Below are 23,278 nucleotides of genomic sequence, written 5' to 3'. Positions count from 1 at the left end.
GACTCCCGGGACTCCCGAGGACGGGCTCCCAGGGCTCCCAGGGACGGGGCGGGGATCTGGCGGCGGGATTCTCTAGCCCTCACCGTCCCCGAGCTCCCCGGCGGCGTCGTCTGCCACGTCAATGACCAGGCGGGTGGGGCTGGAGAGGGTGAAGACGCGGTAGGTCTGGGAGCCCGTGCCTAGCACCACCTGGAACTGGTCCTCCACAGTCAGGTTCACGTGGGCCTGCTCGATTCCCTTGGCGTCCATGTCGAAGCGTGTGGTCCCGGTGTAGGCCAGCTCCTGCTGCTCAGGAGTCGTCGGCATGGTGGCACCGGTCCCGGTGACCACCAGGGTGTAGTCGCCGCTGACTGCGATAGGGTCCCCCTTGCCCAGGGAGTAGGCCTGGTCGGTCCACAGGGCCGACCAGCCTGGAGCCCCGTTGCCGGCCAGCTCGATAACGATCCGGTCGTATCCCTCGTCGTCGTGGGAGCCCACGCGTACGTCGGTGATGACCAGGGCGGAGTCCTCGGCCGCGTCCTGTCCCTGGCTGCCGCTGCCCCAGGAGGGGGCGACCTGGCTGCCCTGCTCCTTCTGGGTCAGCACACCGGTGGTGGTGGGTACCTGGGAGGCGGCAGCGACCGGGGGCGACGCCGGTGCGGGAGAGGTCGTGGGTGACGTCGCGGAAGAGGCTGAGGCGCTGGTAGTGGCGTCCTGGCGGCTCCCGGCACTGCCCGCTGCCTGTGTGGAGCAGGCGCCCAGGCCCAGGAGGGCCAGCAGGGACACCACAAGGGGCACGGTGAGCAGGACGGAGGCTGGGGCAGTAGCCGGGTGCGACACGCGGTGTCTCATGGATCCTCCTGAATCAGCACAAGAACCTAGCGGCAGGTACCGGACGCCTCTTCTGACCACCGGGCTGTCCCAGGACGTGCCCGCAGACACGGGGCAGGCACGGACCTGCCTGGTACAGCATAAGTATAGCCTGCGGGCGGAGAGGCCGGTCTGGTCAGGGAGGAGGCCGCGCTACGATGACGCCCATGTCTGACCAGCAGGAACCTGCATCCTCACCGTCCTCCGGCCCGCGCAGGCCACGTGTTGTCGTCCTCTTCGGCGGGCGCAGCGGCGAGCACTCGGTGTCCTGCGCCACGGCAGCGGGCGTCCTGTCAGCTATCGACCGGCAGCGCTACGAGGTAGTACCGGTGGGTATCACCAGGAGCGGCCGGTGGGTCCTGGTGGACGACGACCCGGCAGCCCTGGAGCTGGCCGAAGGCCGCCCGCCGGTGGAGATCACTGAGGAGGGCACAGGGCGGGGGACTGTGACCCTCCCGCAGGGTGGGCGGGGCTGCGTGCTCGTCGCCCTGCCCGGGCAGCCGCCGCGTGAGCTGGCTGTGGACGTGGTCCTGCCTCTGCTGCACGGTCCCTACGGCGAGGACGGGACGGTCCAGGGTCTGCTGGAGATGGCGGGCCTGCGCTACGTGGGGTGCGGGGTGCTGGCCAGCGCGGCAGGCATGGACAAGCAGGTCACCAAGGTCCTGCTGGGTGCGGCCGGGATACCCACCGTGCCTCACGTCGTCGTCAGTCCCCGCACCTGGCGCCGTGACCCCGAGCTGGTCCTGGACGCCTGCGAGGCGCTGGACTACCCCCTGTTTGTCAAGCCGTGCCGGGCAGGCTCCTCCCTGGGCATCACCAAGGTGGACCGTGCCCAGGACCTGTCCGCGGCCATTACGGCCGCCAGCGCCGTGGACCCCAAGGTGCTGGTGGAGTCCGGCGTCCAGGCTCGTGAGATCGAGGTGGCCGTCCTGGGAGGACGTGACGGGCAGGCCCCCAGGGTGGCTGAGCCCGGGGAGGTCCTCATGGATCCTGAGCAGGGTGCCGGGGACTTCTACGACTACCAGACCAAGTACCTGGCCCATGACGCCGTCTCCATGGTCTGCCCCGCTCCTCTGCGCTCCGAGGAACGAGAGCTTCTCCGCGACACTGCTGCGCGGGCCTTCGACGCGCTGGGGGGCGAGGGGCTGATGAGGGTGGACTTCTTCCTGACCGCGCAGGGGCAGGCGCTTGTCAACGAGGTCAACACCATGCCCGGATTCACGCCCTACTCCATGTACCCCTATATGTGGCAGGTCTCGGGTACGGACTACACCTCCCTGGTATCCGAGCTTATCGAGCTGGCCCTGGAGCGTTCCACGGATGTCAACCGCTGAGGCGGGAGGCGGCAGCGAGGGTCTCCTGGGAGGTGGCGGGCCTGCCAGGGTCAGCTCCGGCGTCCCTGGCGCCTCCGCCCGGCTCCAGGACCAGGTTGTGTCTGAGCTGAGCGAGGAGGCGCTGCTGAGGCTGGTCGCCCCGCTGCTGCCGCCTGCCGGTGCCGCGCTTGTCGGCAACGGTGATGACTGCGCCGTCCTGGGGCTTCCTGACGCACGTGCCGTGGTGGGGACCGACGTCCTGGTCGAGGGGCGGCACTTTCGGCGGGAGTGGTCTGGTGGCCACGACGTCGGGGCGCGTGCCGCTGCCCAGAACCTGGCTGACCTGGCCGCCATGGGCGCCCGGGCGGCTGCCGTGGTGGTCGGTCTTGTCCTGCCTGCGGACACGCCGGTGTCGTGGGTGCTGGACCTGGCCCGGGGATGGCTCGGGTGTGCGAGGCGAGCGGGGCTGGCGTCGTGGGGGGTGACCTGAGCTCGGGGGACAGCATCGTGGTAGCCGTGACCGCCCTGGGCAGTCTTGAGGGCAGGGCGCCCGTGCTGCGCAGCGGCGCCAGGCCCGGGGACATCGTGGTCCACGTTGGCAGCCTGGGCTGCAGCGCTGCCGGGCTGTGCCTCCTGGAGGCCGGGATGGAGGAGGACCGGCGGGTGCGCGCGCTGCCCCAGGCCCTGCGCTGCATGAGCCTCTTCCGTGTCCCGCAGCCGCCGTTGGAGGTGGGTCCGGCCCTGGCTGACCTGGGTGCCACCGCCATGATGGACGTCTCCGACTCCCTGCTGCGTGACGCCGACAGGATGGCCAGAGCCAGCGGCGTCGTCATCAACGTCCTGACCGCTGACGTCCTGACCGCTGACGTCCTGTCCTCTGAGGACCTGGGCGAGGCCCCTGCCGGTACGCGCGAGCACAGCGGCGGTGCTGGTGATGGCGGTGCTGGTGATGGTGGTGGGACGGCGGCGGTCCCGCAGGGGAGTCGGCACCTGGTCGGTGCCGTGGCGGCCGAGACGTCCCTGCTGACGCCCGTGGCTGCCCTGCTTGACGGCGCGGACCCGGCCACCGCCCGCGCCAGGGCACGTCAGTGGGTGCTGACCGGGGGAGAGGACCACGGTGTGCTGGCTGCCGTCGCGCCCCAGGCGCTGAGGCGGTTGCCGCCGGGCAGTCGGGTCGTGGGCCGCGTGCGACGGCCCGGGCCGCAGCAGGATCCGGGGGTGCTCGTGGACGGGTCTCCTCCTGCCCTCGTCCCTGATCGTGACGAGGCTGGCGGTACCGGTCTGGGATGGGACCACTTCGGGGTCCGGGGCTGAGAGGGTGTCTACCTGGGACGTCTAGCCGGGACGCTGTCTATCCGGCTGTCTACCCGGGTGCCCGCCTGCTTGTGCCTGGGTGGGCAGGAGAGTGCGGTAGGCCTCGGGAGGCATGGCTGGCAGGCGCAGGGGCTCCTGGTGCACCGGTAACGTAAAAGCCGCCACCCGTGGGGTGACGGCCCTGGTGCCGGGAGGCCCGGCGGAGACGCTCAGATGTTCCGTGTGACCTTACCCGCCTTGAGGCAGGACGTACACACCTTGAGGCGCTTGGGAACCCCGTTCACAAGCGCGCGGACACGCTGGATGTTCGGGTTCCACCGACGGTTGGTCCGCACGTGGGAGTGCGAGACGCTCTTGCCGAACATGGGGCCCTTGCCGCAGACGTCGCACACAGCAGCCACGGTCTCACTCCTGATTCTTCCGTGTGGGGCGAGTGAGCCCGACCGGCTCATCGCTGGGTCAGCCACCCGGAGGCCATGCAGCCAGGCAGCCCCGATACCATAGCGGACGTGCTGGAGATGCCCAAGCGGGAGCGGCGTGGGCTCAGGCACACCGCAGCCGGGCCGAGTCCGGGCCGACGGGCGGGGTCGTGGCCGGGAAAGACAGTCCGAGCGCGACCAGGTAACCTGATGTCCTGCTGGCCCCGCGCTCCCCGGCCGGGGCACGGTGCGGTAGCGCAGTCCTAACCAGCGGTCCCACGCACGGTCCCAGCAGATCTCTGGCAGCAGGAGGCAGCATGGCGCGTCGGCAGGAACACGGCCGGGCCGGGCGGGGTGCGCCCGCTGCCGTCCTGGAGGGTGCCACGATACGTCACTGGATCCTCCTGGCTGAGGCCGTTGCCGTGGACGTGAGGGACCTGGTGGACGCGCTCAACGTCTTCCCGGTCCCTGACGCTGACACGGGGACAAATATCCTGCTCACGCTGCGCTCGGCTGCTGAGGGGCTGGAGCGTGTGCCGTCCTCGGCAGACGCCGTCCAGGTGTCGCGTGCCGTGGCTGACAGCACTGTGCGCGGGGCTCGGGGGAACTCGGGCCTGCTGGTCTCCCAGGCGCTGTCGGCGCTGGCAGACGTGTGCGCCCAGGCCGCTGACCCCTCGGGGCTGCGGGCTGTAGAGCTGGTCCACGCCGTGGAGCGGATGGCCTCGACGACATGGGCGGCTGTCTCCCGTCCCGTGGTCGGCACCCTGCTGACGGTGGTCCGCGACGCGGCGACGGCTGCCCGTCATGCTCTGGAGGAGTCCGCGCCCCCGGCTCCGGCCTCGTTGAGCACCGTCGCCGCTGCGGCTGCCTTCGGGGCGCAGGAGTCCGTCGTAGAGACCGCCGGACTGGGGCACGGACCGGTTGACGCGGGCGCGGCTGCTGTCATGCTGCTGTTCACCAGCCTGTCGGACAGCATTGACGCTACCGGTGGCGCCGGGGCTGCCGACGCGAGCAGGGGCGGCGGCACCTGGCAGGACCGGGCGCCCTACACCGCAGTGGCCTGCCAGATGCTGCGCGAGCTTGCGGCCGGGGAGTCTCCCACGGGGCGGGTGGGGCTGCCCCGGTGCCGCTGCTGGGGCGGCCTCAGGTGAGTTCGAGGTCATGTACCTGCTGGAGGCGACGGCCGACCAGGCTGCCCAGCTGCGTGAGGACCTGGAGCGTGTCGGGGACTCGGTGGGGGTGGTGGGAACCCCTGACGCTCTTGGTGTGGGGCTGTACCAGGTTCACGTCCACACCGACACCCCTCGTGCGGCCCTGCCGCGCCAGGGGCGGGCACGCCAGACCTGCATTCACCACCTCCACCCCACCGCTCTGGTCGCCCCGGCCGAGGAGCCCCCTCCCCGTGGTCCGCCACGGACCCGGCAGGCCACGTGGTGTCCTTCGAGCGACTGGCGGCCCGACGCGCGCAGCGTCGGGCGCAGTCCGTGCGCATGCACCCCTCCCAGGCGGTTCCCTCCCGCCCTGGGCCAGGCGCCGTCGCCGAGGGCTCAGCCGCTGGTCCTACCAGCGGTCCAGGTCCGCTCCTGCGGCCAGAGGCTCGCAGCAGGGTCGGTGTCATCGCCTGCAGCCGGGCTCCGGGACTGGTGGAGCAGCTGGCGCGCACCGGGGCCGTCGTCGTTCTGGATCCCGACCGTGACGCCGTGGTGCGGGCCGCTGGTGACCTGGGGGCGGCCCAGGTCGTCGTCCTTCCCTGCGACGCCGCCAGTACCCAGGTCGCCCACGAGGCTGCCCGGTTCCTGGTGGCCCGCTCGGCCGTGTCCATGACACCGACTACGACACCGACCATGACACCGACCACGTCGTTGACGCCTGAGGGGGCTCCCCGTGCCCTGGGAAGCGAGAGCGCCGCCTGGCGCCTTGGTGCACCGGCCGTGTCTGAGCCCGGGGGCCCCCAGCTGGTGGTGTGCGACACCGACAACGAGGCTCGCGTCCTGGCTGCGGCCGTGGCCGTGGCGGGTCAGGGGCAGGGCATCCCGCTGACCGACCTGGCCAGACGCGCCTCCCAGGCCGGGGCCACGATGCGTACCCTCCGCCTGGCCGGTGCCGAGGCGGAGCCGGAGGCCGTGGTGCGGGCTATTCACGCTGCCCTGAGGCCGGACGACGAGCTGCTCACCGTCATCACCGGACGGCATGCCAGCAGGGACGTCGCGGCCCTGGTTGTCAGCGCCCTCGCCCAGCGCAGCCAGGTCACCGGTGCGCAGGCCCCCGACGATGCTGTGACTCTCGCTGTCACCCCCGGGGTCGAGGTCGTTGTCCACGCGGGGGGCCAGGAGGAGCCTGATGTCCTCGTCGCCATCGAGTAGGTCGCCATCGAGCAGGTCGTCGTCGAGACCGACCAGGCCGTCATCACGGAGGCCGAGCAGCCTCGGCACGGCGGGCGGTCCTGACGCTGCCAGTGCTGCGCCTCTTCTGGCTCGTCCTCTGGAGCGTCTCGTGGGCGCGGCGACAGCCTCCCAGCTGTCCAGGCAGGGCCTGGTCACGGGCGGGGACCTGCTGAGACACCTACCACGCCGCTACGACACCTGGGGGGAGCTGACCGACCTGAGCACCCTGGTGGAAGGGGAGCAGGCCACGATCCAGGCGCAGGTAGTGCGCTCGGCCTCCCGGCGAACTCGCTCGGGGCACCCTCCCGCCGTTCTGGAGGCAGCTGTCACCGACGGCACGTCCAGGATGGACGTGGTGATGTTCGGGCCTGTCCGCCAGATGAAGGGGCTGGCCGACCGCCTCAGCCCGGGCACGACGGTGCTCCTCAGCGGCAGGGTGGGCTCGCACCGTGGCCGTCGGCAGCTCGCCTCCCCACGCTTTCAGGTCCTTGACGACCTGGATGAGACCGAGCGCCAGGCGCTGCTGGAGCGGCCCGTGCCCATCTACCCCGCCACGGAGGCGCTTCCGTCGTGGCGGGTCGCCAAGGCGGTGCGTACCGTGCTGGACCAGGTGGGCCCGGTCGACCTGTCCGACCCGCTTCCTGAGGGGCTCCGACGCCAAGAGGGCCTGGTGGACGTCCTGACCGCCTACCGGTGGGCGCACGTACCCCGGGATGCCAGCCAGTGGAAGGCGGCCCGAAGGCGCCTGCGCCACGAGGAGGCCCTGGTCCTCCAGGCCGCCCTGGCGCAGCGGCGTGCTGAGCACCAGGCCACCCGGACCGCTGTGGCCTGGCCGGTCCCCGAGGCGCACGGCTCGCTGCGTGCCGACCTGGACTCTTCCCTGCCCTACCGGCTGACCGCGGGGCAGGCGCGGGTAGGGGAGGAGATAGCCGCCGACCTGGCTGACACGGTGCCGATGCAGCGTCTCCTCCAGGGCGATGTCGGCTCCGGCAAGACCCTGGTGGCCCTGCGCGCCATGCTGCAGGTCGTCGGGGCGGGGGGTCAGGCGGCCCTCCTGGCCCCCACCGAGGTCCTCGCCGCCCAGCACCACGCCTCCCTGGAGGCCCTCCTGGGGGACCTGGCGGAGGCCGGGACCCTGGGAGCGGCCCGGCGCGCCACCAGGGTCCACCTGCTGACCCGCGCCACCTCTGCGGCCCGGCGCCGTCAGGTCCTGGCAGAGCTGGCGGGCGGGGCGGACGCGATCGTGGTGGGAACCCACGCCCTGCTGTCCGACTCGGTCCAGATCCCCTTCCTGGGGCTGGTCGTCGTCGACGAGCAGCACCGCTTTGGCGTGGCCCAGCGCGACGCTCTTCGCCAGCGAGGGGGCTCCACCGACCCGGTCACGGGCCAGCGCCGCACCCCTCACCTCTTGGTCATGACAGCCACTCCCATTCCCCGTACGATCGCCATGACGGTGTTTGGTGATCTTGCTACCTCTGTTCTGGACGAGGTGCCCGCAGGTCGCAGCCCCGTGACCACCCACCTGGTCCCCTGGGAGCGCCGGACCTGGGTGGAGGGCCTGTGGCGCCGCGCCGCCCGTGAGGTGGCCGACGGGGGCAGGGTCTACGTGGTGTGCCCCCGCATCAGTGCCGAGGAGGGCGCTGAGGAAGAGGCGGAGCAGGACGCCGCTGTGGCGTCGGGCACCGGTGGCGACGTGAGCGACGTCGGTGCTGAGGGCGCGGGTACCGACCTCGGACGGGGTCAGACGGTGGCAGGGGCTGCGGCGGGCAGCGCGCCGGGGGCTCTCGCGTCGGTGGAGCAGTGGGCGCGTGCCCTGTTGTGCGAGCCGGCCCTGGAGGGCGTGGGCATCGGCACCCTGACCGGCCAGATGAGTGGTGCCGACAAGGACGCTGCCATGGAGGCCTTCGCCTCTGGCACCACCCCGGTGCTGGTGGCCACGACGGTGATCGAGGTGGGCGTGGACGTGCCCGAGGCCTCCATGATGGTGATCCTGGACGCCGACCGCTTCGGTCTGTCCCAGCTCCACCAGCTGCGTGGCCGGGTCGGGCGCGGCAGCAGGGAGTCGGTGTGCATGGCGGTCACCGGGGCGCAGGTGGGCTCTCCCGCGTTCCACCGTCTCAAAGCCTTCGCCTCCACCACTGACGGCTTCGCCCTGGCTGAGGCTGACCTGGGGCTACGCAGCGAGGGGGACGTGCTGGGTGCCTCCCAGTCGGGACGCGCTTCAGGGCTGGACCTCCTGCGCGTCACTCGCGACGTGGACCTCATAGCCCGGGCGCGTCAGCAGGCGGAAGCCATCGTGTCCCAGGACCCGCGGCTGGAGGACCACCGGGCGCTCGCGCAGGCGATCGCCCAGCGCCTGGACGCACGCTCCCAGGCCTTCCTCGAGCGGGGGTAGTGCCTGCCCCGGGCGAGTAGGCGCGGCAGGCAGGCACAGCGGCTCGCGGCTGCCAGGCCTGCGCTGTCAGGCCCGCACGGCGAGGTTTCCCCGGTTACGTCTGCCGGGCCTGCGCAGAAGGAGCCGCCTGGCCGGTCGGCCCGGCGAACCAGACGGTGGTCTGCCCGTAGCGCCTGAGGAGGCGGCGCTCCAGGCCGACAGGCCAGTCAGGCTCTGGCGACCGCGAGGAGCGTTCCACGACGACTACCGACCTGGGGCCCAGCCAGGGGTCCTGCTGGCGGGCAAGGGCGTCCAGGACGCCCGCCAGGGAGGTCTCGTCGGTGTCGTAGGGTGGGTCAAGGAGCACCAGGTCCGCAGGCCGACCAGCGGGGCCGGCCAGGAAGGCTGAGACGTTGGCGGTCACGGCACGAACGCCCGGCAGGCCTAGGGAACGGGCGTTGGCCTGGCAGGTCTGGGTGGCTGGGCGCGCGACGTCGACCAGGACCACCTCGGCTGCTCCGCGGCTGGCTGCCTCCAGGCCCAGCGCGCCCGAGCCTGCGTACAGGTCCAGGACCCGCGAGCCCTCCACTGCCCCGTCGTGCTCCAGGCGGGAGAAGACGGCCTCGCGTACCCGCTCCGAGGTCGGGCGCGTGCCCGACCTGGGCACGGCAATGCGTCTGCCCCCTGCCTGTCCCGCCACGATCCGAGCCATAGCCAGACCCTACCGTGCCCTGAGGTCATGCCCCGCCAGCGGAGGCTGGCGACGGACAGCGGTGCGGCCCCACGGCGCGGTTCCTGGGACCGAAGGGGCCGGGCCGATAGCGTGGAGCCATGAGCCTGGCCGTCTACCCCGGTAGTTTTGATCCCCCGACCCTGGGGCACGTCGACCTGGCCGCCCGTGCCACGAGCCTGTTCGACACGGTGGTCGTCGCTGTGGCCCACAACAGCTCCAAGGCCGGGCGCTACCTGCTCGACCTGGACACCCGGGTGGACCTGGTCCGTCAGGCGGTGGCTGGCCTGCCCAGGACCGAGGTCGACGTCGTGCCCGGTCTCCTGGCAGACTACTGCCGTGCCCGCAGGGCAGATGCCGTGGTCAAGGGGCTGCGTAGCGGTACCGACCTGGACGCTGAGCTGCCGATGGCCCTGCTCAACCGGGAGCTAGGTGCCCCTGAGACCGTGTTCCTGGTGGCCGCGCCCGCCCACTCCCACATCTCCTCCTCCCTGGTCAAGGAGGTCGCCACCCACGGGGGGGACGTCAGCTCCCTGGTTCCCGAGGCAGTTGCCAGGGCGCTGGAGGCAATCACCGAGAGGAGCCCGCTGTGAGGACCAGCCACGACGCCGGGGACAGCCTGCTGAGTATCCTGGACGAGCTCGACGAGCTCATCTCCTCTGCCCGCTCCATGCCCATGAGCGCCTCAGCCATCGTCAACCGTGAGGCTGCTCGTGACCTGGTCCAGCGAGCGCGTGACGCCGTGCCTGCCGCGGTGCGCCAGGCCGAGGAGATCATCACCGACGCGGACGCCGTGCTGTCGCAGGGCAGGCAGGAGGCTGAGCGCTTGGTCCGCCACGCGCAGGAGGAGGCTGAGCGCCTGGTCTCCAGTGAGAACGTGGTGCGCATGGCTCACGACAGGGCCGATGCCATCGTCGGTGCCGCCGAGGAGAAGGCCGCCTCCCTGCGCCACGGTGCCGATGAGTACTCTGACCAGGCCCTGGCGGCGCTGGAGACGGAGGTCGCGCGTATCACCGAGCAGGTTCGCGCCGGCAGGGAGGTCCTGTCCGCACGGCTGGGGTCCCGGGACGGCGCCTCTAGCCAGGCAGCGGTCGGGGAGGTCCAGGAGCCGGTACGCCGTCGGGCGGGCTGGGTCGTGGACCCGGAGGCTGCGCGCCGCTGATCAGTCGGCACCGGCCTAGTCGGTGCTGTGTGCTGACGTGCACAATAGGCCCCGGAGGATCTCAGAAGACTAGGGACCACGTGGAGACTCACGTGGGGGAGACAGCAGAGGAGATGAGGAGACTATGCCCGGTACTGTGCCCGGATCCGAGGGACTCGTCGTGGACATCACCGATCTGCCGCAGGCCTCGGGCTCGGTCAGGACGCTACAGGTGCGCACCTCGGCCCCGGCTGACCTGGGGACTGACATCATCGGCGTCCCCGGGGAAGCAGCCTCAGCCTGGAGGTGGCTCTGACCTCGGTGGAGGAGGGTGTCCTGGCCCGGGCCAGCGCCGAGCTTCACGTCCACGGCCAGTGCGTGCGCTGCCTGGCGGACCTGGATGAGGACCGCACGATCACCTTTGACGAGCTCTACCTCACCCCGGAGGCGGTCCTGGCCCGGGCAGCCCAGGGGGACCAGGAGGCTGAGGAGATGCTGACCGTGGAGGGGACCTCCCTGGACCTGGAGCCTGCGCTGCGTGACGCCCTGGCCCTGGAGCTTCCCTTCCGGCCGCTGTGCCGCCCCGACTGCCCCGGGCTGTGTCCGCAGTGCGGGGAGCGTCTGGAGGACCTTCCCGCGGACCACGGGCACGACGTCCTTGATCCGCGCTGGGCCGGCCTGGCCGGTCTCCTGGAGGAGCTGGGCGCCAGTGGCGGCGGACCGGAGGACAGCCGCGAGGGTGATCGGGGTGACCGTAACGGTAGTCTTGGCCGGGGCCGGGAGGGAGACCAGGCGGCTCGGGAGGCTCCCGGTATACCCCGGGACGGTGGTCAGGCAGGGGCGCAGTGATGGCCCGGCGCCGCACCGTTCCACCCGCCCGCACCGACGTGGAGGCCCTGGTCTACCGGTGGGGGCCCAGCATCGACCCTGATCTGCTCGGCCTGGCCCTGACCCACCGTTCCTACGCCCACGAGAACGGCGGGCTGCCCACTAACGAGCGGCTGGAGTTCCTGGGGGACTCCGTTCTGGGGGTCGTGGTCACCGAGCACCTCTTCCGCTCCCACCCCGACGTCCCCGAGGGGCAGCTGGCCAAGATGCGGGCAGCCACTGTTTCTGAGCCTGCCCTGGCCGCGGCGGCCCGCGACCTGGGGCTGGGGGACTTCATCCGGCTGGGCAAGGGGAGACCCTGTCGGGAGGCCGGGACAAGGACTCGATCCTCGCTGACACCCTGGAGGCCCTCATCGGCGCTACCTACTTGACCCACGGCCTGGAGCCGACCCGGACCGTGGTCACCCGCCTAGTCTCCCGGTTCCTGGACACCGCCCGGACCCGGGGCGCCGGCCTGGACTGGAAGACGAGCCTGCAAGAGCTGTGCGCCGCCCACGGGCTGGGCAGCCCGTCCTATGAGGTCACCAGCCACGGGCCCGACCACGAGCGCTCCTTCACGGCCCGTGCCGTCGTGGACGGTCAGCAGGTGGGGCGGGGTGGTGGGACCTCGAAGAAGGCCGCTGAGCACGAGGCCGCTGAGGCGGCCTACGCCACGATCCTGGCCTCCAGGGGCGACGGCGGGCTGGACCTGCCCGGTGTCCACGACGCGCTGCGCGCCGACCTCCTGGCGGGCCGAGGTGCCAAGGACGATGCTGAGGACCTCCCTGACGCCTCGTCTCCCTCTGGTGACCCGCCTGTCCACCGACCTGTCGCCCAGGAGAGTGCCGACCTGCGGGGCGGACCAGGTCGCTGCGCACGTGCCTGAGCTCCCCGAGGTCGAGGTGGTGCGTGCGGGCCTGGAACGCCACCTCAGGGGCCGTAGGGTTACGGGTGTGGAGGTCCTCGACCCTCGCCCGCTGCGACGTCAGGTGGGTGGGGCGGAGGGCTTGCGCTCCCAGCTGGTCGGCCGGACCCTGGAGGCCGTGGTACGACGAGGCAAGTTCCTCTGGGCGCCCCTGGGGCGCGACCGGGCGCTGTCGGTCCACCTGGGCATGAGCGGACAGCTCCTGGTGCGCGACGGTGAGGACCTGCGGCGGTGCGAGCCTGGTAGTGCCGAGCAGGCTCCTTCGTCTGGCGGGCCGCTGTCCCAGGTGCCTCAGGGGCACCGCCACCTGCGCCTGCGCCTGCACCTGGGGCCGCAGCCCCGGGGAGCGCAGACGGCGGCCCGCCTGGACCTGGTGGACCAGCGCATGCTGGGCGGGATGCACGTCGCGGCACTGGTGCCCACCTGCGACGGCGCCCCGGGCGGGCGGGGTAGCAGCGCCGCCCTGCTCCCGGCCGACACCACCCACGTGGCCAGGGACCTGCTTGACCCCGACCTGGACCGGTCCCGCGTGGTGGAGCGCGTGCGGGCCTCACGCCGTGCGATCAAGACCCTGCTGCTCGACCAGGGGATCGTCTCCGGGGTGGGTAACATCTACGCGGACGAGGGGTTGTGGTATGCGGGCGTCCACGGTGCTCGGCCTGGGACCTCGCTGGAGGAGCACGCGGTCACCGGCCTCCTGGAGGCTGTCGCCCAGGTAATGGACCGAGCGCTGGAGGCGGGCGGAACCAGCTTTGACGAGCTCTACGTCGATGCTGAGGGCAGTCCCGGGTACTTCGCCCGCGCCCTGGAGGCCTACGGCCGGGCCGGCCAGCCTTGCCACCGGTGCCGGGCACTGATGCAGGTGGAGAGGATCGGCGGGCGCTCCCACACCTACTGCCCGTGCTGCCAGAGGTGACCCATCCGACCCGGGCACTGCCTTCCTGCCGTGACAGGTGTCCCCTGACGGACGTCGCGCTCCTGTCGGGTGAGGTGCCCTGCCCGGGGCGGACCCCGGCGCTACCGTTTGTGATGTAGGTCCCCAAGACTGGTAGGGTCGTTGACATGCCAGCTGCGCCCTCCCCGGAGACGGACCGGGTCATGATCGTGGACGACCACGAGATCGTGCGTCGTGGAATTGCCGAGATCATTGACCGGGCGGACGGGCTGGACGTGGTCGCCGAGGCGGGTTCGCGCGCGGAGGCGCTGCGCCGTGCCCAGCTGGTCCGCCCCGACGTCATTCTCGTAGATCTCCAGCTGCCTGACGGTACTGGGATCGAGCTCATGCACGAGCTCAGGGAGCTGGTTCCGGAGACCCTGCCGATCGTCCTGACCTCCTTCGACGACGACAAGGCGCTGGCAGAGGCCCTGGAGGCCGGCGCCCGGGCCTACCTGCTCAAGACCGTTCACGGCGCCGAGATCAGCGACGTGGTGCGGGCTGTGGCCTCCGGCAGGGTGCTTCTGGACGAGCGCACCGTGACGCGCCGTCGTGCCGACCACGACGACCCCACTGCGGAGCTGACCAACGCTGAGCGTAAGGTGCTCGACCTCATCGGTGACGGGCTGTCCAACCGGGAGATCGGTGAGCGCCTGGGCGTGGCGGAGAAGACGGTGAAGAACCACATCACCTCGCTGCTGGCCAAGATGGGGCTGCAGCGCCGCACCCAGGTGGCCGCGTGGGTGGCCGGGCAGCGGGCCTCCGGCTGGCGTCGGGGCTGAGCCGGGGCCGGGGTGAGGTGCTCGGGGAGCTGTGCGCGGTGGCAGGGCCGCAGGGAGGGCTCCTAGCTGCCGTGCCTCAGCGGCACCCGCCAGGTGAGGCAGGTGCCGCGTCGCTCGCCGTCGGAGCGTGCCCTCGGGCCGATGACAAAGCTGCCCGAGTGCCTGCGGGCGCGTTCGGCCATGTTGGCGGTCCCGGAGCGACGTGTCACCCTCGGGTCCACGCCCACGCCGTCGTCCCGGCAGACGATCTCCACTGATGGCACACCGTCGTACGGCCAGGCAGCCGACCTCGCCTCCTGCTCGGCTGTCGCCTGCGCACCTGCTGATCGCGTGCCTGGCTGGCAAGCCTCTGGCCCTGCATGCGGGGAGCGGCTGGCAGGCAGCACGCCCTGGACCCTCACGTCCACGGTGACCGAGGAGGCGTGGGCGTGGCGGGCGACGTTGCTCAGTCCCTCGCGGACCACCGCCACCATGTCGTCAGCGACATCGGAGTCGATGGCGGCGTCGACCGCCGCGATCAGCTCGTCCTCCTCCTCCCGGGCCGCCTGCGCCAGGCCCCGGCCGTCCACGCTGAGCAGCAGGGAGGGAGCGTAGCCCAGGGAGGTGCGCGCCAGGGAGGCCTCGCGCCGCAGCCGCTCCACCACGCTGACGTCCTCGTCACGGTCCCGCAGGGAGCGCACGATGGAGCGGATCTGGCGCACCGAGTCGTCCACGGCCTCCAGCGCGGAGGTGAGGACCTCCTCCACCGTCTGCGTGCCCACGCCCTCTGTGTCCGCGTCGTTGACGTCGTCGGTGTCCATGCCCTGCGGCCTGCGGGCCGGGCGCAGGCGGGCGCGTGCGGCGGAGATCTGCATCCCGGTGGCAAAGAGCTGCTGGATCGCCAGGTCGTGCAGGTCACGCCCGATCCTGGCCCGCTCGTCCAGGAGGGTGGCCATCTCCTCGGCGTGCTGGGCGTCGGCCAGCTCGAAGGCCATCGTGGCCTGGCCCGCGACCAGCTCGGCGATCTCCAGGTCCTTGTCGGTGAAGGGGGTGCGTCGCGGTCCCGCAGCAGGAGCATGACCCCCACCCCCCGGCCGCGGTGGATCATGGGGCGTAGAGGGCGGGGCCGAACCCCGCCAGCTCGGGTAGCCTCAGGTCGTCGCGGTCCCAGGCCTCGGCCAGGGAGCGCACAGTCAGCCCTGTGCGGCGGGCCAGCGTGGTCAGTGCCCGGCCCTCGGGGGAGAAGAAGGTGCCGATCAGCTCCTCAGCGTGGCGCCCGTCGGCGATCTCGCAGATCCACGCCTGGCCCACGCTGGGCAGGATGAGGGCGGCGGTATCGGCGTGGGCCACCTGGCGCACCCGGCGTGCGATGAGACTCAGGGCGTCGTCCTCCTCCGCCCCGGACAGCAGGAGGGTGGTCAGCTCCTGGGAGACCGACATCCACTGCTCCCGGTCACGCGCCTCCCGGTAGAGACGGGCGTTCTCCACAGCGACGGCAGCAGCCTCTGCCAGGGTCAGGACTGTGGCGACGTCAGCCTCACTGAACCCGGACGGCTTGTCACACAGGTAGAGGCACCCGTAGTCCTGCCCGTGCAGACGCAGGGGGGCTGACAGCAGGTTGCCCGCCGTCTCGCCCTCGATAGCACCGGTGAAGGCCGAGGCGCCGCACAAGTCGTTGTCGATGACGACGTCGGCTCCCTCTGGTCCTGCCAGGGGCGCTCTGCCAGCCAGGTGGGCGAGCTCGTCCGGGGAGGCGGTAGGGTGCCCGGTGCTGACCGTGGGGCCTGAGGCGCCCGGAACGGAGGGGAAGGCGCTTCCTGGTACGTCGGCCCGGCTGAGGACGGCGATCGTCCCCCATGAGGCCCCTGTCATCGAGCAGGCTGACTCCACCAGGCGTTGTAGCGCGTCAGGGACTCTCAGGGAGCTGGTCAGCCTCAGGGCAGCCTGGATGAGGTCGACGGTGGCGGCGTCCAGACGGGGCGACTGCGCTGGTGCCTGCCTGCTTCGGGTAGAGGCCAGTTGGTCCGCGTGGACTGCATAGGCCAGGTGGCCCACCCCTGCGGGCAGGCCACCGGTCACGCTCCCTGTGGTCCCGGGGGATCTCCAGCCAGGGGCGCCGGGCGGCGCACCGCCCTGACCTGGGGCGTCGGCTGCACCGTCCCAGGAGTGCTCCTGGGACGGCTCGTGCATCCTGTCACTCATCCTTGCTCCCGTTTCTCCTCCCGTGCGGGTCGTACGCCTCAGCCGCCTCGCTGCTGCGGCCGCTGTCCGGCCCGTGGCGTGGACCTGGCCTCGCAGTGTCCTACGGCGGGCCGGCCCTGTTGTCTTAGTGGTCGTTTGTCGCTGTCGTCGCTGCCGTCGCCGTCATGTCGGCTGCAGGTTGCGGGAGGGGGTTCTCCTGGGCCAGGGACCACCGGTACTCCTGATGCGTGGCTACCAGCTGCTCGTGGCTGCCGCGGCCGGTGACGGTGGCGGGGCGCTGCCCGTCGTGGGGCTTGCCCCGTGGTCGTCCCATGACAATGACCTCGTCAGCCGCTGCCAGAGCGCTGAGACGGTGAGTGACCAGCAGGACCCCGCGCTCTCGGCCGCCTGCCTGGAGAAGGTCGGCCACGAGCCTGTCGGCCGTGGCGGGGTCCAGGTGCTCACCGGGCTCGTCCAGGACCATGAGCGGTGCCGGCGCGGCCAGGGCGCGGGCCAGCAGGAGGCGGCGCCTCTCCCCCCCGACACGGTGGTCGCGTTGGCACCCACGACGGTGTCCAGGCCCTCGGGCAGGCCGTCAAGCCAGTCTCCCAGGCCTGCCTGCCGCAGCAGGATCTGGGCCTGGTCAGGGCTGAGGTCCCGTGAGCCACCCGGAGGTTCTCTAGGACCGTAGTGTCGAAGATATGAGCGTCCTCGGCGGTGACAGTGAGGCTGGCAGCCACCTCCTGCCGGGGGCGCAGCCACGGGCGGTGCCGTTGAGGGCCAGCGTCCCGCCCTGGGCTCCAGCAGCCCGGCGAGGGTCAGCACCAGCGTGGTCTTGCCGATCCCGGAGGGCCGACGAGGGCAGTCCGCCTGCCCGGGGCCAGGTCCAGGCTGAGCCCCTCGGCGACCACCGGCCCCCCGGGCCACCCGACGGACAGGTCCTGAGCATGAAGATGGGCCTGAGAGGTCTCCTGGGACGTCCTGCTCGGGCGGGCAGCCGTGCGGTAGCCGCGAGGCAGCGCTGCCGTCTGGGGCTCGCGCGGGGACGGTGCCGCACCTGTGGTGCCGTCTGCGTCTGCTAGCCCTGCTGAGCCTGCCACCGCCACCTGGTCTGCCGGGGCTGCGGCCTCGGGGCCGCTCCTCGTGCCCGCCTCGGCGGCTTCGATCATGGCGACCACCCTCCTGGCCGCTCCGGCGGAGCGGACCAGCTGGACGGTGGCTGGCGCCAGGGAGGAGGTGGCCTCGAAGGCCGCCAGGGGGACCAGTACGACGACAGCCAGCCAGACCTCCCCCAGCTGCCCCGACTGCACCGCGGGCAGGCCGACCAGCAGGTTGCCCAGCACAGCGGCCCCCATGGCCAGGGAGTCGACCGCAGTGGCGGCAGCAGCCGGGCGGGCGGCCCGGTCACGTGTGCGTGCCAGTCTGCGCTCAGTACGGGCGAGGTCGTCCATGACGCCTGCCAGGCGGGCCGACACGGCAAGCTCTGGTCCGGACTCCAGCACTGTCATGACAGTGGAGGACAGGTCGGTGGCCTGCTCCTGGCGGGCCAGCTCGGCCAGGCGGGAGGAGCGGATCGTTGCCAGGGGGCCGACGATGCCCGTTACCAGCAGGCAGACGGCCACGACTACGGCCGATGGCCAGTAGACGGCTGCCAGTCCCAGGCAGGTGGCGGCTCCCACCGTGGCTGTCACAGCCATTGGCAGGTAGGCACGCACCACGAGGTCGCCGACGGCATCGACGTCAGCGCCCACCCGGGCCAGGACGTCGCCACGCCGCAGGCCGACGACGGCGTCGGTGCGTGCCGAGGCGAGGATCTCGTAGAGGTGGGTCCGCAGTGCGCTCATACCCCGCAGGGCTGTGTCGTGGGAGATGAGCCGCTCGCAGTAGCGCAGGACGGAGCGGGAGATCCCCAGCAGCCGCACCGCCACCGGCGCGACGCCCAGGGCAGCGATGTCGGTGGCCAGGGAGGCCTGGGCAATGAGCCAGGCTGCTACGGCTGACAGCGCGACTGCTGAGGCCGTGCCAGCGGCGCCGGCCAGGACGGCGCCTGCGAAGCGGCGGCGGTCCAGGTCGGTCAGGGCGGTGGCCCGGCGCAGCGCGTGACGTTCCTGGGGTGACAGGACTCCTCGCAGGGTCCCGGCGGTGGCGGCTGTGTTCGTGGGCGTCATGGGGCCTCCTGGCCTGGCGAGTGCGCCTCCTCGGGACCCGTGCTGGAGTCGGCGGTGCTGGGGGTGCTGGAGGTGACAGTCACGGTGTCCTGGGCCAGGGAGGCCAGGGCGGGACGGTGCGCAATAACCACCACGGTGCGTCCAGAGGCGTGCAGCGCACGCACCCCGTCGAGCACGTGGGCCTCACTGGCGGCGTCCAGGTGCGCGGTAGGCTCGTCCATGACGACCAGCGCGGCGGGTGCTAGCAGGGCGCGGGTCAGGGCCAGGCGCTGACGCTGGCCCACGCTGAGCCCCACGCCACCCTGACCCAGTAGCGTGGACCAGCCCTGGGGCAGGGTGGAGACAACCTCGTCCAGGCCGGTGGTCCGGGCCGCCTCAACCAGGGCCGCGGGCACGCTGTCCAGGCTCGCAGTGCCTTCCGGAGGGCTCTGCGAGAGGGAGGTGGTGTCGTGCAGGCCTGTGTCGCGCAGGACGTTGTCCAGCACTGTCCCGGGCACGATGACGGGGCGCTGGGGAACCCAGGAGACCTGCCGCCACCAGGTTGCGGGGTCGATGTCCTCCAGGCGGACTGCGCGGGAGGCGTCCCCCTGGGGCAGGACCGTGATTTCGCCTTTGTCAGCGGGAAGCAGGCCGAGGAGGACCTGGGTGGTCGTGGTCTTGCCGGCCCCGGAGGCACCGGTCAGGACGACCAGGCGTCCGGGGCGGATCTGCGCGGACAGGTTGTCAGGCGCCCAGCGGCCCCGAGCTGACACGCACAGCCTCTCGATGCTGACAGTGCTGGTAGCCAGGTCCGGGCAGGGCTGCTGGCCGCGGGCCGCAGGGGAGTCTCCAGCACCTCGAAGACGGCCTCGGCCGCGGCTACCCCGTTGGCGGAGGCGTGGAACTGGAAGCCGACCTGACGGATCGGCTGGTAGACCTCGGGGCGATCATGAGCACCAGGAGCCCGGTGGACAGGTCCAGGTTGCCGTAGAGGAGGCGGAAGCCGACCTGGACAGCGACGATGGCCACGGACAGGGTGGTGATGAACTCCAGAACGGCTCCGGAAAGGAAGGCCACCCGTAGCGTGGACATCGTGGTGCGGTTGTAGGCGCGGCCCAGCGCCCGCACCCGTGCTGCCGGCCCCTTCTCACGGCCGAGGGCCTTGAGGGTGGGCAGCCCGGCGAGCAGGTCGAGGACCTGTCCTCCCAGACGCTCCATGGCCTCCAGCCGCTCCTGGGAGTAGGCCTGCGTCATCCTGCCGATGAGGATCATGAACACCGGGATCAGGGGAATGGTGCAGATGACGACGACGGTGGAGGGCAGGTCCTGGGTCAGGAGCACCACCGTGGTCGCCGGGGTGACGGTGGCTGCCAGAAGCAGCTGGGGCAGGTAGCGGACGAAGTAGGGCTCCAGGTCCTCCAGCGCCCGGGTCAGCAGGGTGGCGGTGTCGGAGCCGTGGAGGGCCAGCCAACGAGGCCCCAGAGCGACCGCGTGCTGGAGGACCTGGCGGCGCAGGTCGATAACGGTGCGAGTGGCTGCCCTGTGGGCGAGGGACTCCTGGAGGTAGAGCACCAGGGGGCGCGCGACCACGACCAGCCCCAGGGCGAGCACTAGGGCGGGGACGCTACGGGCGGAACCCGAGCCGACCACGGCCGGGGCCACCGCCTGTGAGACCAGTACGGCCTGGGCGATCACCAGTCCAGCCACGACGCCGCCGCTGAGCGTGGTCGTGGCAATGTACCGGCGTGCTGCTCGGGCGTGACGCAGGAGCCGTGGGTCAAGAGGCTTCATCAGGACAAGGATAGTGGTCTGGCCCGAGTCCCCGGCCGCTGTGCCGGGCTGTGCTGCCGGGACGGTCAGTGGCCGATGTGCGCCTCCGGCTGGGCGGAGTCGCGGATCAGGGTGGGGTGGAGGCCCCTTCGTCGGGGTTGACCTGGCTGGGGCTGATCCTGCCTGAGAAGACCTTGTAGCTCCAGATCGTGTAGGCCAGGACACCGGGCATAAAGACCACTATGGCAGCCAGCATGATCATCAGCGTCGTGTCCGCGCTGGCGGCCTGTGTGAGGGTCAGGGAGTAGGCGGGGTCCGCAGAGGAGCGCATCACGTCAGGCGCCATGGCGGTGAAGATGAAGATGACGACGAAGGCGATGCCCGCGAAGTGGAGGGCAAAGGCCTGGGCGCCGCGGCCGACCCGGCTGGCGGCCAGGGACGTGGTCAGTCCCAGCGCGGCCAGGGCCAACGGGACCCAGGAGAGCGTGCTGGCGGAGTAGACCAGCTGGGCCCACAGCGCCCACACCACGGTCACGGCTGTGGATGCCACCCCGAGCCGCTGCGAGGCGGCCTCGGCCCGCCGGGAGAGCTCGCTGGTGGTCTTGATTCTGAGGAAGGAGGCGCCGTGGCTGAGGAAGAGCAGGCAGGTGACGGCACCGCCCAGGAGGGTGAAGGGGGTGAGCATGGACCAGAAGCTGCCGGTGACCTGGTGCGCTGCCCCGTTGATCAGGCTGTCCGCCGGGACCTCGTTGGCGGGGACAATGGCGCCTGAGGCGGTCTCGACGACCTCGACGTGCATGCCCTGGACCAGGTTGGCGAAGACCACGCCCCACAGCACAGAGGGCACCCAGGCGGCGACGGTGTGGACCCAGTCCCAGCGGTCGCGCCACGACTGGGAGTTGATCTTGGGGCGCCACTCGATAGCGCACACCCGGACGATGAGGCACAGGAGGATGAGGAGCAGGGGGATGTAGGCGCCGGAGAACAGGGTGCCGTACCACTCAGGAAAGGCCGCGAAGATGGTGGCCCAGCTGTGACCAGCCAGACCTCGTTGCCGTCCCAGTGAGGGCCGATCGCCATGATCGTGGCACGGCGCTCCTGCTCGTCACGGCCCAGGGTCTTCAGGAGCATCCCTACCCGAAGTCGAAGCCCTCCAGGCTAAGGTAGCCGGCCCACAGGATGGTGATGATGACGAACCACAGGACTGCCAGAGTCATAGTGTGCCTGCCTTGTGCTCAGTGTCAGTAGTCGAAGGACAGGAGCGCCGGTGCAGCCGCGTCGCTGCCGTGCTCCTGGTCCGCCGGAGGTCTCTGGGTGCGTACGCCCTCACGGACGTAGCGTCGCAGCAGCATGAACCACACCACGCCCAGTGCCGCGTACAAGAGGGTGAAGATGGTCACCGAGGCCAGGACGGTGCCTGCCGAGGCGGCGGTGGAGACCCCGTCAGCGGTGCGCATGTACACCTGGGAGACAGGGTCCGCCAGGTTGGGCACGATGACCCAGGGCTGGCGCCCCATCTCGGTGAAGATCCAGCCGAAGGAGCAGGCGACGAAGGGAAGCCACATCGTCCACAGCGCTGCCCTGCCCAGCCAGGGGCGGGTGATCAGCCTGTCGGACCGTAGCAGCCACAGGGCGAGAGCACCGATGCCCACCGAGGCCATGCCCAGTGCGATCATGAGGCGGAAGGACCAGAAGGTGATCATGACGTTGGGGGTGTAGTCGGTCTCTGCCGCGCCGGGCTCGTGCGCCTGGACGTAGTCGCTGTACATCTGCTGGGCGTCGACCAGGCCGGTGACCTCGGCGTTGACGTCATTGGTGGCCATGAAGGAGTAGACCCCGGGCACCGAGATGAACCGGGTCATCCCGGTGTCGCAGTCGCCGAAGGCGACAGCGGTAAACGGCGCACGGGACTCGGTATGGCACAGCCCTTCCGCCGCCGCCATCTTGGCGGGCTGCTCCTCAGTCACCAGGTGGCCCTGGAAGTGTCCTGACACCGCGGTGGCCAGCCCCGCGACAAGCATGACGGTGGCGCCCAGGCGGGTGGTGCGCCGCCACAGGTGGCGGGCCTCGTAGTCCTGGCCGGCGCGCGCGGCCCGGGTCATCCACCACACGGAGACCCCCAGGACCACCGCGCCGGCGACGAGGAAGGCCGAGGTGATGACGTGGGTGGCTGTGGTCCACAGGATGGGGTTGGACAGCACGGCGGCGAAGCCGGAGAGGCCGTCGAGCTCGGCACGGCCGGTGTCGGGGTTGATGACGGTCCCCACGGGGTGCTGCATCCAGGAGTTGGCCGCCAGGATGAAGAACGCCGAGAAGTTGGTTCCTGCGGCGACGGCCCACATGCACAGGTTGTGGAGCCTGGGGGAGAGGCGGTCCCAGCCGAAGATCCACAGCCCCAGGAAGGTGGACTCCATGAAGAAGGCCAGCAGGGCCTCGAAGGCCAGAGGAGCGCCAAAGATGTTCCCGACGAAGCGAGAGTACTCCGACCAGTTCATGCCGAACTGGAACTCCTGGACAAGACCGGTGGCAACTCCCAGGGCGAAGTTGATGAGAAGGATCTTGCCGAAGAACTTCGCGGCAACGAGCCACTGCTCGTTGCGCGTGCGCAGCCACAGCGCCTCCATGAGGGCCACCATCGGGGACAGGCCGATGGTGAGAGGCACGAGGATGAAGTGGTAGACGGTCGTGATGCCGAACTGCCAGCGAGCCAGGTCGAGGGAGTCCAGCGCCAGCGGTGCGATGACCATCAGCGCCACCTTTCAAAGATGACAATGGAGTTAGCAAGAGCGTCGCGACGCGAGTCACGCAGTGCCCTGGAGTCACGGAGGACCCTGGTCCCAGAGTGTAGCGGCTCACTGACGGTTTGTCACAAACACAAAGGAGTACAGTTGTGCTGTTACCGCAAGACCTGTGCCGACCGGGTGGGGCACGGGTCCGGGTCAGCGTGTGCGACCTGTCCCGGGGAGAGCTGTGGTTGTGGAATACTTGCCTAGGTCCCGGGCGTCCCGTACCGATGCCTGGGGCGGGCACCCTGGGACGACCTCTTCCGGGCGCCTCGCGCCGCTGCAAGCGCCGCCGCGAGCCCGGCCTGTGCAGGCGCCAGGGGTGTCAGCGCCCATTAGCGGCGTGCGCGACAGACTTTGTGGATGCTTCTCCTGGCAGGAGCGTG

The 23,278-nt window shown here is 71.1% G+C and carries 18 protein-coding genes and 5 pseudogenes; 13 read left to right on the top strand and 10 right to left on the bottom strand.

Annotated elements, in window-relative coordinates; translation table 11 throughout:
• Positions 1-72: 72 nt before the first annotated feature.
• Positions 73-831: an AMIN-like domain-containing (lipo)protein gene (locus tag D5R93_RS08390; protein WP_119836072.1), complete on the bottom strand. Its 759-nt coding sequence runs from the start codon at positions 829-831 to the stop codon at positions 73-75.
• Between the two features lie 185 nt (positions 832-1,016).
• On the opposite strand from D5R93_RS08390, the gene D5R93_RS08385 reads away from it, so the two are divergent.
• The 3 genes from D5R93_RS08385 to D5R93_RS08380 are packed head-to-tail and all read left to right on the top strand — an operon-like array spanning position 1,017 to position 3,476.
• Complete coding sequence (locus tag D5R93_RS08385) at positions 1,017-2,183, top strand: D-alanine--D-alanine ligase family protein (protein ID WP_120205956.1); 1,167 nt, start codon at positions 1,017-1,019, stop codon at positions 2,181-2,183.
• Positions 2,170-2,652 (top strand): AIR synthase related protein, encoded by a 483-nt coding sequence (locus D5R93_RS14810; protein ID WP_341466813.1) that lies wholly within the window; start codon positions 2,170-2,172, stop codon positions 2,650-2,652. Before D5R93_RS08385 ends, D5R93_RS14810 begins: the two co-directional genes overlap by 14 nt.
• Entirely contained in the window at positions 2,610-3,476 is an 867-nt protein-coding gene (locus D5R93_RS08380) for a thiamine-phosphate kinase (RefSeq protein WP_341466812.1), read from the top strand. The genes D5R93_RS14810 and D5R93_RS08380 overlap by 43 nt, the downstream gene beginning before the upstream one ends.
• A gap of 209 nt (positions 3,477-3,685) precedes the next feature.
• Here the strand turns inward: D5R93_RS08380 and rpmB are convergent, their stop codons facing one another.
• Complete coding sequence (rpmB, locus tag D5R93_RS08375) at positions 3,686-3,877, bottom strand: 50S ribosomal protein L28 (RefSeq protein WP_119836070.1); 192 nt, start codon at positions 3,875-3,877, stop codon at positions 3,686-3,688.
• Between the two features lie 335 nt (positions 3,878-4,212).
• Between rpmB and D5R93_RS14805 the strand changes: the two genes are divergently transcribed.
• The 4 genes and pseudogenes from D5R93_RS14805 (at position 4,213) to D5R93_RS08365 (ending at position 8,674) form a co-directional block, all read left to right on the top strand.
• Positions 4,213-5,046, top strand: a complete 834-nt coding sequence (locus D5R93_RS14805; protein WP_341466811.1) for a DAK2 domain-containing protein — start codon at positions 4,213-4,215, stop codon at positions 5,044-5,046.
• A gap of 10 nt (positions 5,047-5,056) precedes the next feature.
• Positions 5,057-5,155, top strand: a pseudogene (locus tag D5R93_RS14800) (hypothetical protein); the annotation flags it as partial.
• Positions 5,156-5,328: 173 nt separating this feature from the next.
• On the top strand, positions 5,329-6,258 hold the full coding sequence (locus tag D5R93_RS14795; RefSeq protein ID WP_341466865.1) for a hypothetical protein: 930 nt from the start codon (positions 5,329-5,331) through the stop codon (positions 6,256-6,258).
• A 118-nt stretch (positions 6,259-6,376) separates the two neighbouring features.
• Positions 6,377-8,674, top strand: a complete 2,298-nt coding sequence (locus D5R93_RS08365) for an ATP-dependent DNA helicase RecG (RefSeq protein ID WP_120205955.1) — start codon at positions 6,377-6,379, stop codon at positions 8,672-8,674.
• Positions 8,675-8,768: 94 nt separating this feature from the next.
• On the opposite strand, the gene rsmD is transcribed toward D5R93_RS08365, so the two are convergent.
• Entirely contained in the window at positions 8,769-9,365 is a 597-nt protein-coding gene (rsmD, locus tag D5R93_RS08360; protein ID WP_119836068.1) for a 16S rRNA (guanine(966)-N(2))-methyltransferase RsmD, read from the bottom strand.
• 119 nt (positions 9,366-9,484) lie between these two features.
• Here rsmD and coaD point away from each other — a divergent pair, with 119 nt between their 5' ends.
• The 6 genes and pseudogenes from coaD (at position 9,485) to D5R93_RS08330 (ending at position 14,032) form a co-directional block, all read left to right on the top strand.
• Positions 9,485-9,976, top strand: coding sequence for a pantetheine-phosphate adenylyltransferase (coaD, locus tag D5R93_RS08355; protein ID WP_182911356.1), 492 nt, complete (start codon positions 9,485-9,487; stop codon positions 9,974-9,976).
• Positions 9,973-10,545: an ATP synthase subunit B family protein gene (locus tag D5R93_RS08350; RefSeq protein ID WP_120204713.1), complete on the top strand. Its 573-nt coding sequence runs from the start codon at positions 9,973-9,975 to the stop codon at positions 10,543-10,545. The genes coaD and D5R93_RS08350 overlap by 4 nt, the downstream gene beginning before the upstream one ends.
• A gap of 124 nt (positions 10,546-10,669) precedes the next feature.
• A pseudogene (locus D5R93_RS08345) lies at positions 10,670-11,250 on the top strand (YceD family protein); the annotation flags it as partial.
• Between the two features lie 122 nt (positions 11,251-11,372).
• A pseudogene (gene rnc, locus D5R93_RS08340) lies at positions 11,373-12,157 on the top strand (ribonuclease III); the annotation flags it as partial.
• Positions 12,158-12,269: 112 nt separating this feature from the next.
• Complete coding sequence (mutM, locus tag D5R93_RS08335) at positions 12,270-13,232, top strand: bifunctional DNA-formamidopyrimidine glycosylase/DNA-(apurinic or apyrimidinic site) lyase (protein ID WP_120205954.1); 963 nt, start codon at positions 12,270-12,272, stop codon at positions 13,230-13,232.
• Positions 13,233-13,378: 146 nt separating this feature from the next.
• A complete protein-coding gene (locus tag D5R93_RS08330; RefSeq protein ID WP_119836065.1) occupies positions 13,379-14,032 on the top strand; it encodes a response regulator in 654 nt (217 codons plus the stop codon).
• Positions 14,033-14,094: 62 nt separating this feature from the next.
• On the opposite strand, the pseudogene D5R93_RS08325 reads toward D5R93_RS08330, so the two are convergent.
• The 7 genes and pseudogenes from D5R93_RS08325 to D5R93_RS08300 form a co-directional block, all read right to left on the bottom strand.
• Positions 14,095-16,201, bottom strand: a pseudogene (locus tag D5R93_RS08325) (GAF domain-containing sensor histidine kinase).
• Between the two features lie 136 nt (positions 16,202-16,337).
• A complete protein-coding gene (locus tag D5R93_RS15025) occupies positions 16,338-16,676 on the bottom strand; it encodes an ABC transporter ATP-binding protein (RefSeq protein ID WP_205570030.1) in 339 nt (112 codons plus the stop codon).
• Positions 16,677-17,010: 334 nt separating this feature from the next.
• Positions 17,011-18,360, bottom strand: coding sequence for an ABC transporter domain-containing protein (locus tag D5R93_RS14110; RefSeq protein ID WP_423243297.1), 1,350 nt, complete (start codon positions 18,358-18,360; stop codon positions 17,011-17,013).
• Positions 18,357-19,112 carry an ATP-binding cassette domain-containing protein gene (locus tag D5R93_RS14105; protein WP_243106671.1) on the bottom strand — a complete coding sequence of 252 codons (756 nt, stop codon included), beginning with the start codon at positions 19,110-19,112 and terminating at the stop codon, positions 18,357-18,359. Before D5R93_RS14105 ends, D5R93_RS14110 begins: the two co-directional genes overlap by 4 nt.
• Before the next feature lie 106 nt (positions 19,113-19,218).
• A complete protein-coding gene (locus D5R93_RS14100; RefSeq protein ID WP_243106670.1) occupies positions 19,219-20,130 on the bottom strand; it encodes an ABC transporter transmembrane domain-containing protein in 912 nt (303 codons plus the stop codon).
• Positions 20,131-20,195: 65 nt separating this feature from the next.
• Positions 20,196-21,326, bottom strand: a pseudogene (gene cydB / locus D5R93_RS08305) (cytochrome d ubiquinol oxidase subunit II).
• A 24-nt stretch (positions 21,327-21,350) separates the two neighbouring features.
• Positions 21,351-22,856: a cytochrome ubiquinol oxidase subunit I gene (locus tag D5R93_RS08300; protein WP_119836061.1), complete on the bottom strand. Its 1,506-nt coding sequence runs from the start codon at positions 22,854-22,856 to the stop codon at positions 21,351-21,353.
• Positions 22,857-23,278 lie beyond the last annotated feature (422 nt).

Origin of the sequence: Actinomyces lilanjuaniae (assembly GCF_003606385.1) — a bacterium.
GTDB lineage: Bacteria > Actinomycetota > Actinomycetes > Actinomycetales > Actinomycetaceae > Actinomyces > Actinomyces lilanjuaniae.
This window is presented reverse-complemented; position numbering and strand designations above follow the sequence as displayed.

What these genes read in the sequence shown, in the direction of transcription:
- D5R93_RS08390 (WP_119836072.1), bottom strand. Translation starts at nt 831, where the DNA reads ATGAGACACCGCGTGTCGCACCCGGCTACTGCCCCAGCCTCCGTCCTG.
- D5R93_RS08385 (WP_120205956.1), top strand. Translation starts at nt 1,017, where the DNA reads ATGTCTGACCAGCAGGAACCTGCATCCTCACCGTCCTCCGGCCCGCGC.
- D5R93_RS14810 (WP_341466813.1), top strand. Translation starts at nt 2,170, where the DNA reads ATGTCAACCGCTGAGGCGGGAGGCGGCAGCGAGGGTCTCCTGGGAGGT.
- D5R93_RS14805 (WP_341466811.1), top strand. Translation starts at nt 4,213, where the DNA reads ATGGCGCGTCGGCAGGAACACGGCCGGGCCGGGCGGGGTGCGCCCGCT.
- rsmD (WP_119836068.1), bottom strand. Translation starts at nt 9,365, where the DNA reads ATGGCTCGGATCGTGGCGGGACAGGCAGGGGGCAGACGCATTGCCGTG.
- coaD (WP_182911356.1), top strand. Translation starts at nt 9,485, where the DNA reads ATGAGCCTGGCCGTCTACCCCGGTAGTTTTGATCCCCCGACCCTGGGG.
- D5R93_RS08330 (WP_119836065.1), top strand. Translation starts at nt 13,379, where the DNA reads ATGCCAGCTGCGCCCTCCCCGGAGACGGACCGGGTCATGATCGTGGAC.
- D5R93_RS15025 (WP_205570030.1), bottom strand. Translation starts at nt 16,676, where the DNA reads ATGGTCCTGGACGAGCCCGGTGAGCACCTGGACCCCGCCACGGCCGAC.
- D5R93_RS14110 (WP_423243297.1), bottom strand. Translation starts at nt 18,360, where the DNA reads ATGACGCCCACGAACACAGCCGCCACCGCCGGGACCCTGCGAGGAGTC.
- D5R93_RS14100 (WP_243106670.1), bottom strand. Translation starts at nt 20,130, where the DNA reads ATGAAGCCTCTTGACCCACGGCTCCTGCGTCACGCCCGAGCAGCACGC.
- D5R93_RS08300 (WP_119836061.1), bottom strand. Translation starts at nt 22,856, where the DNA reads ATGGTCATCGCACCGCTGGCGCTGGACTCCCTCGACCTGGCTCGCTGG.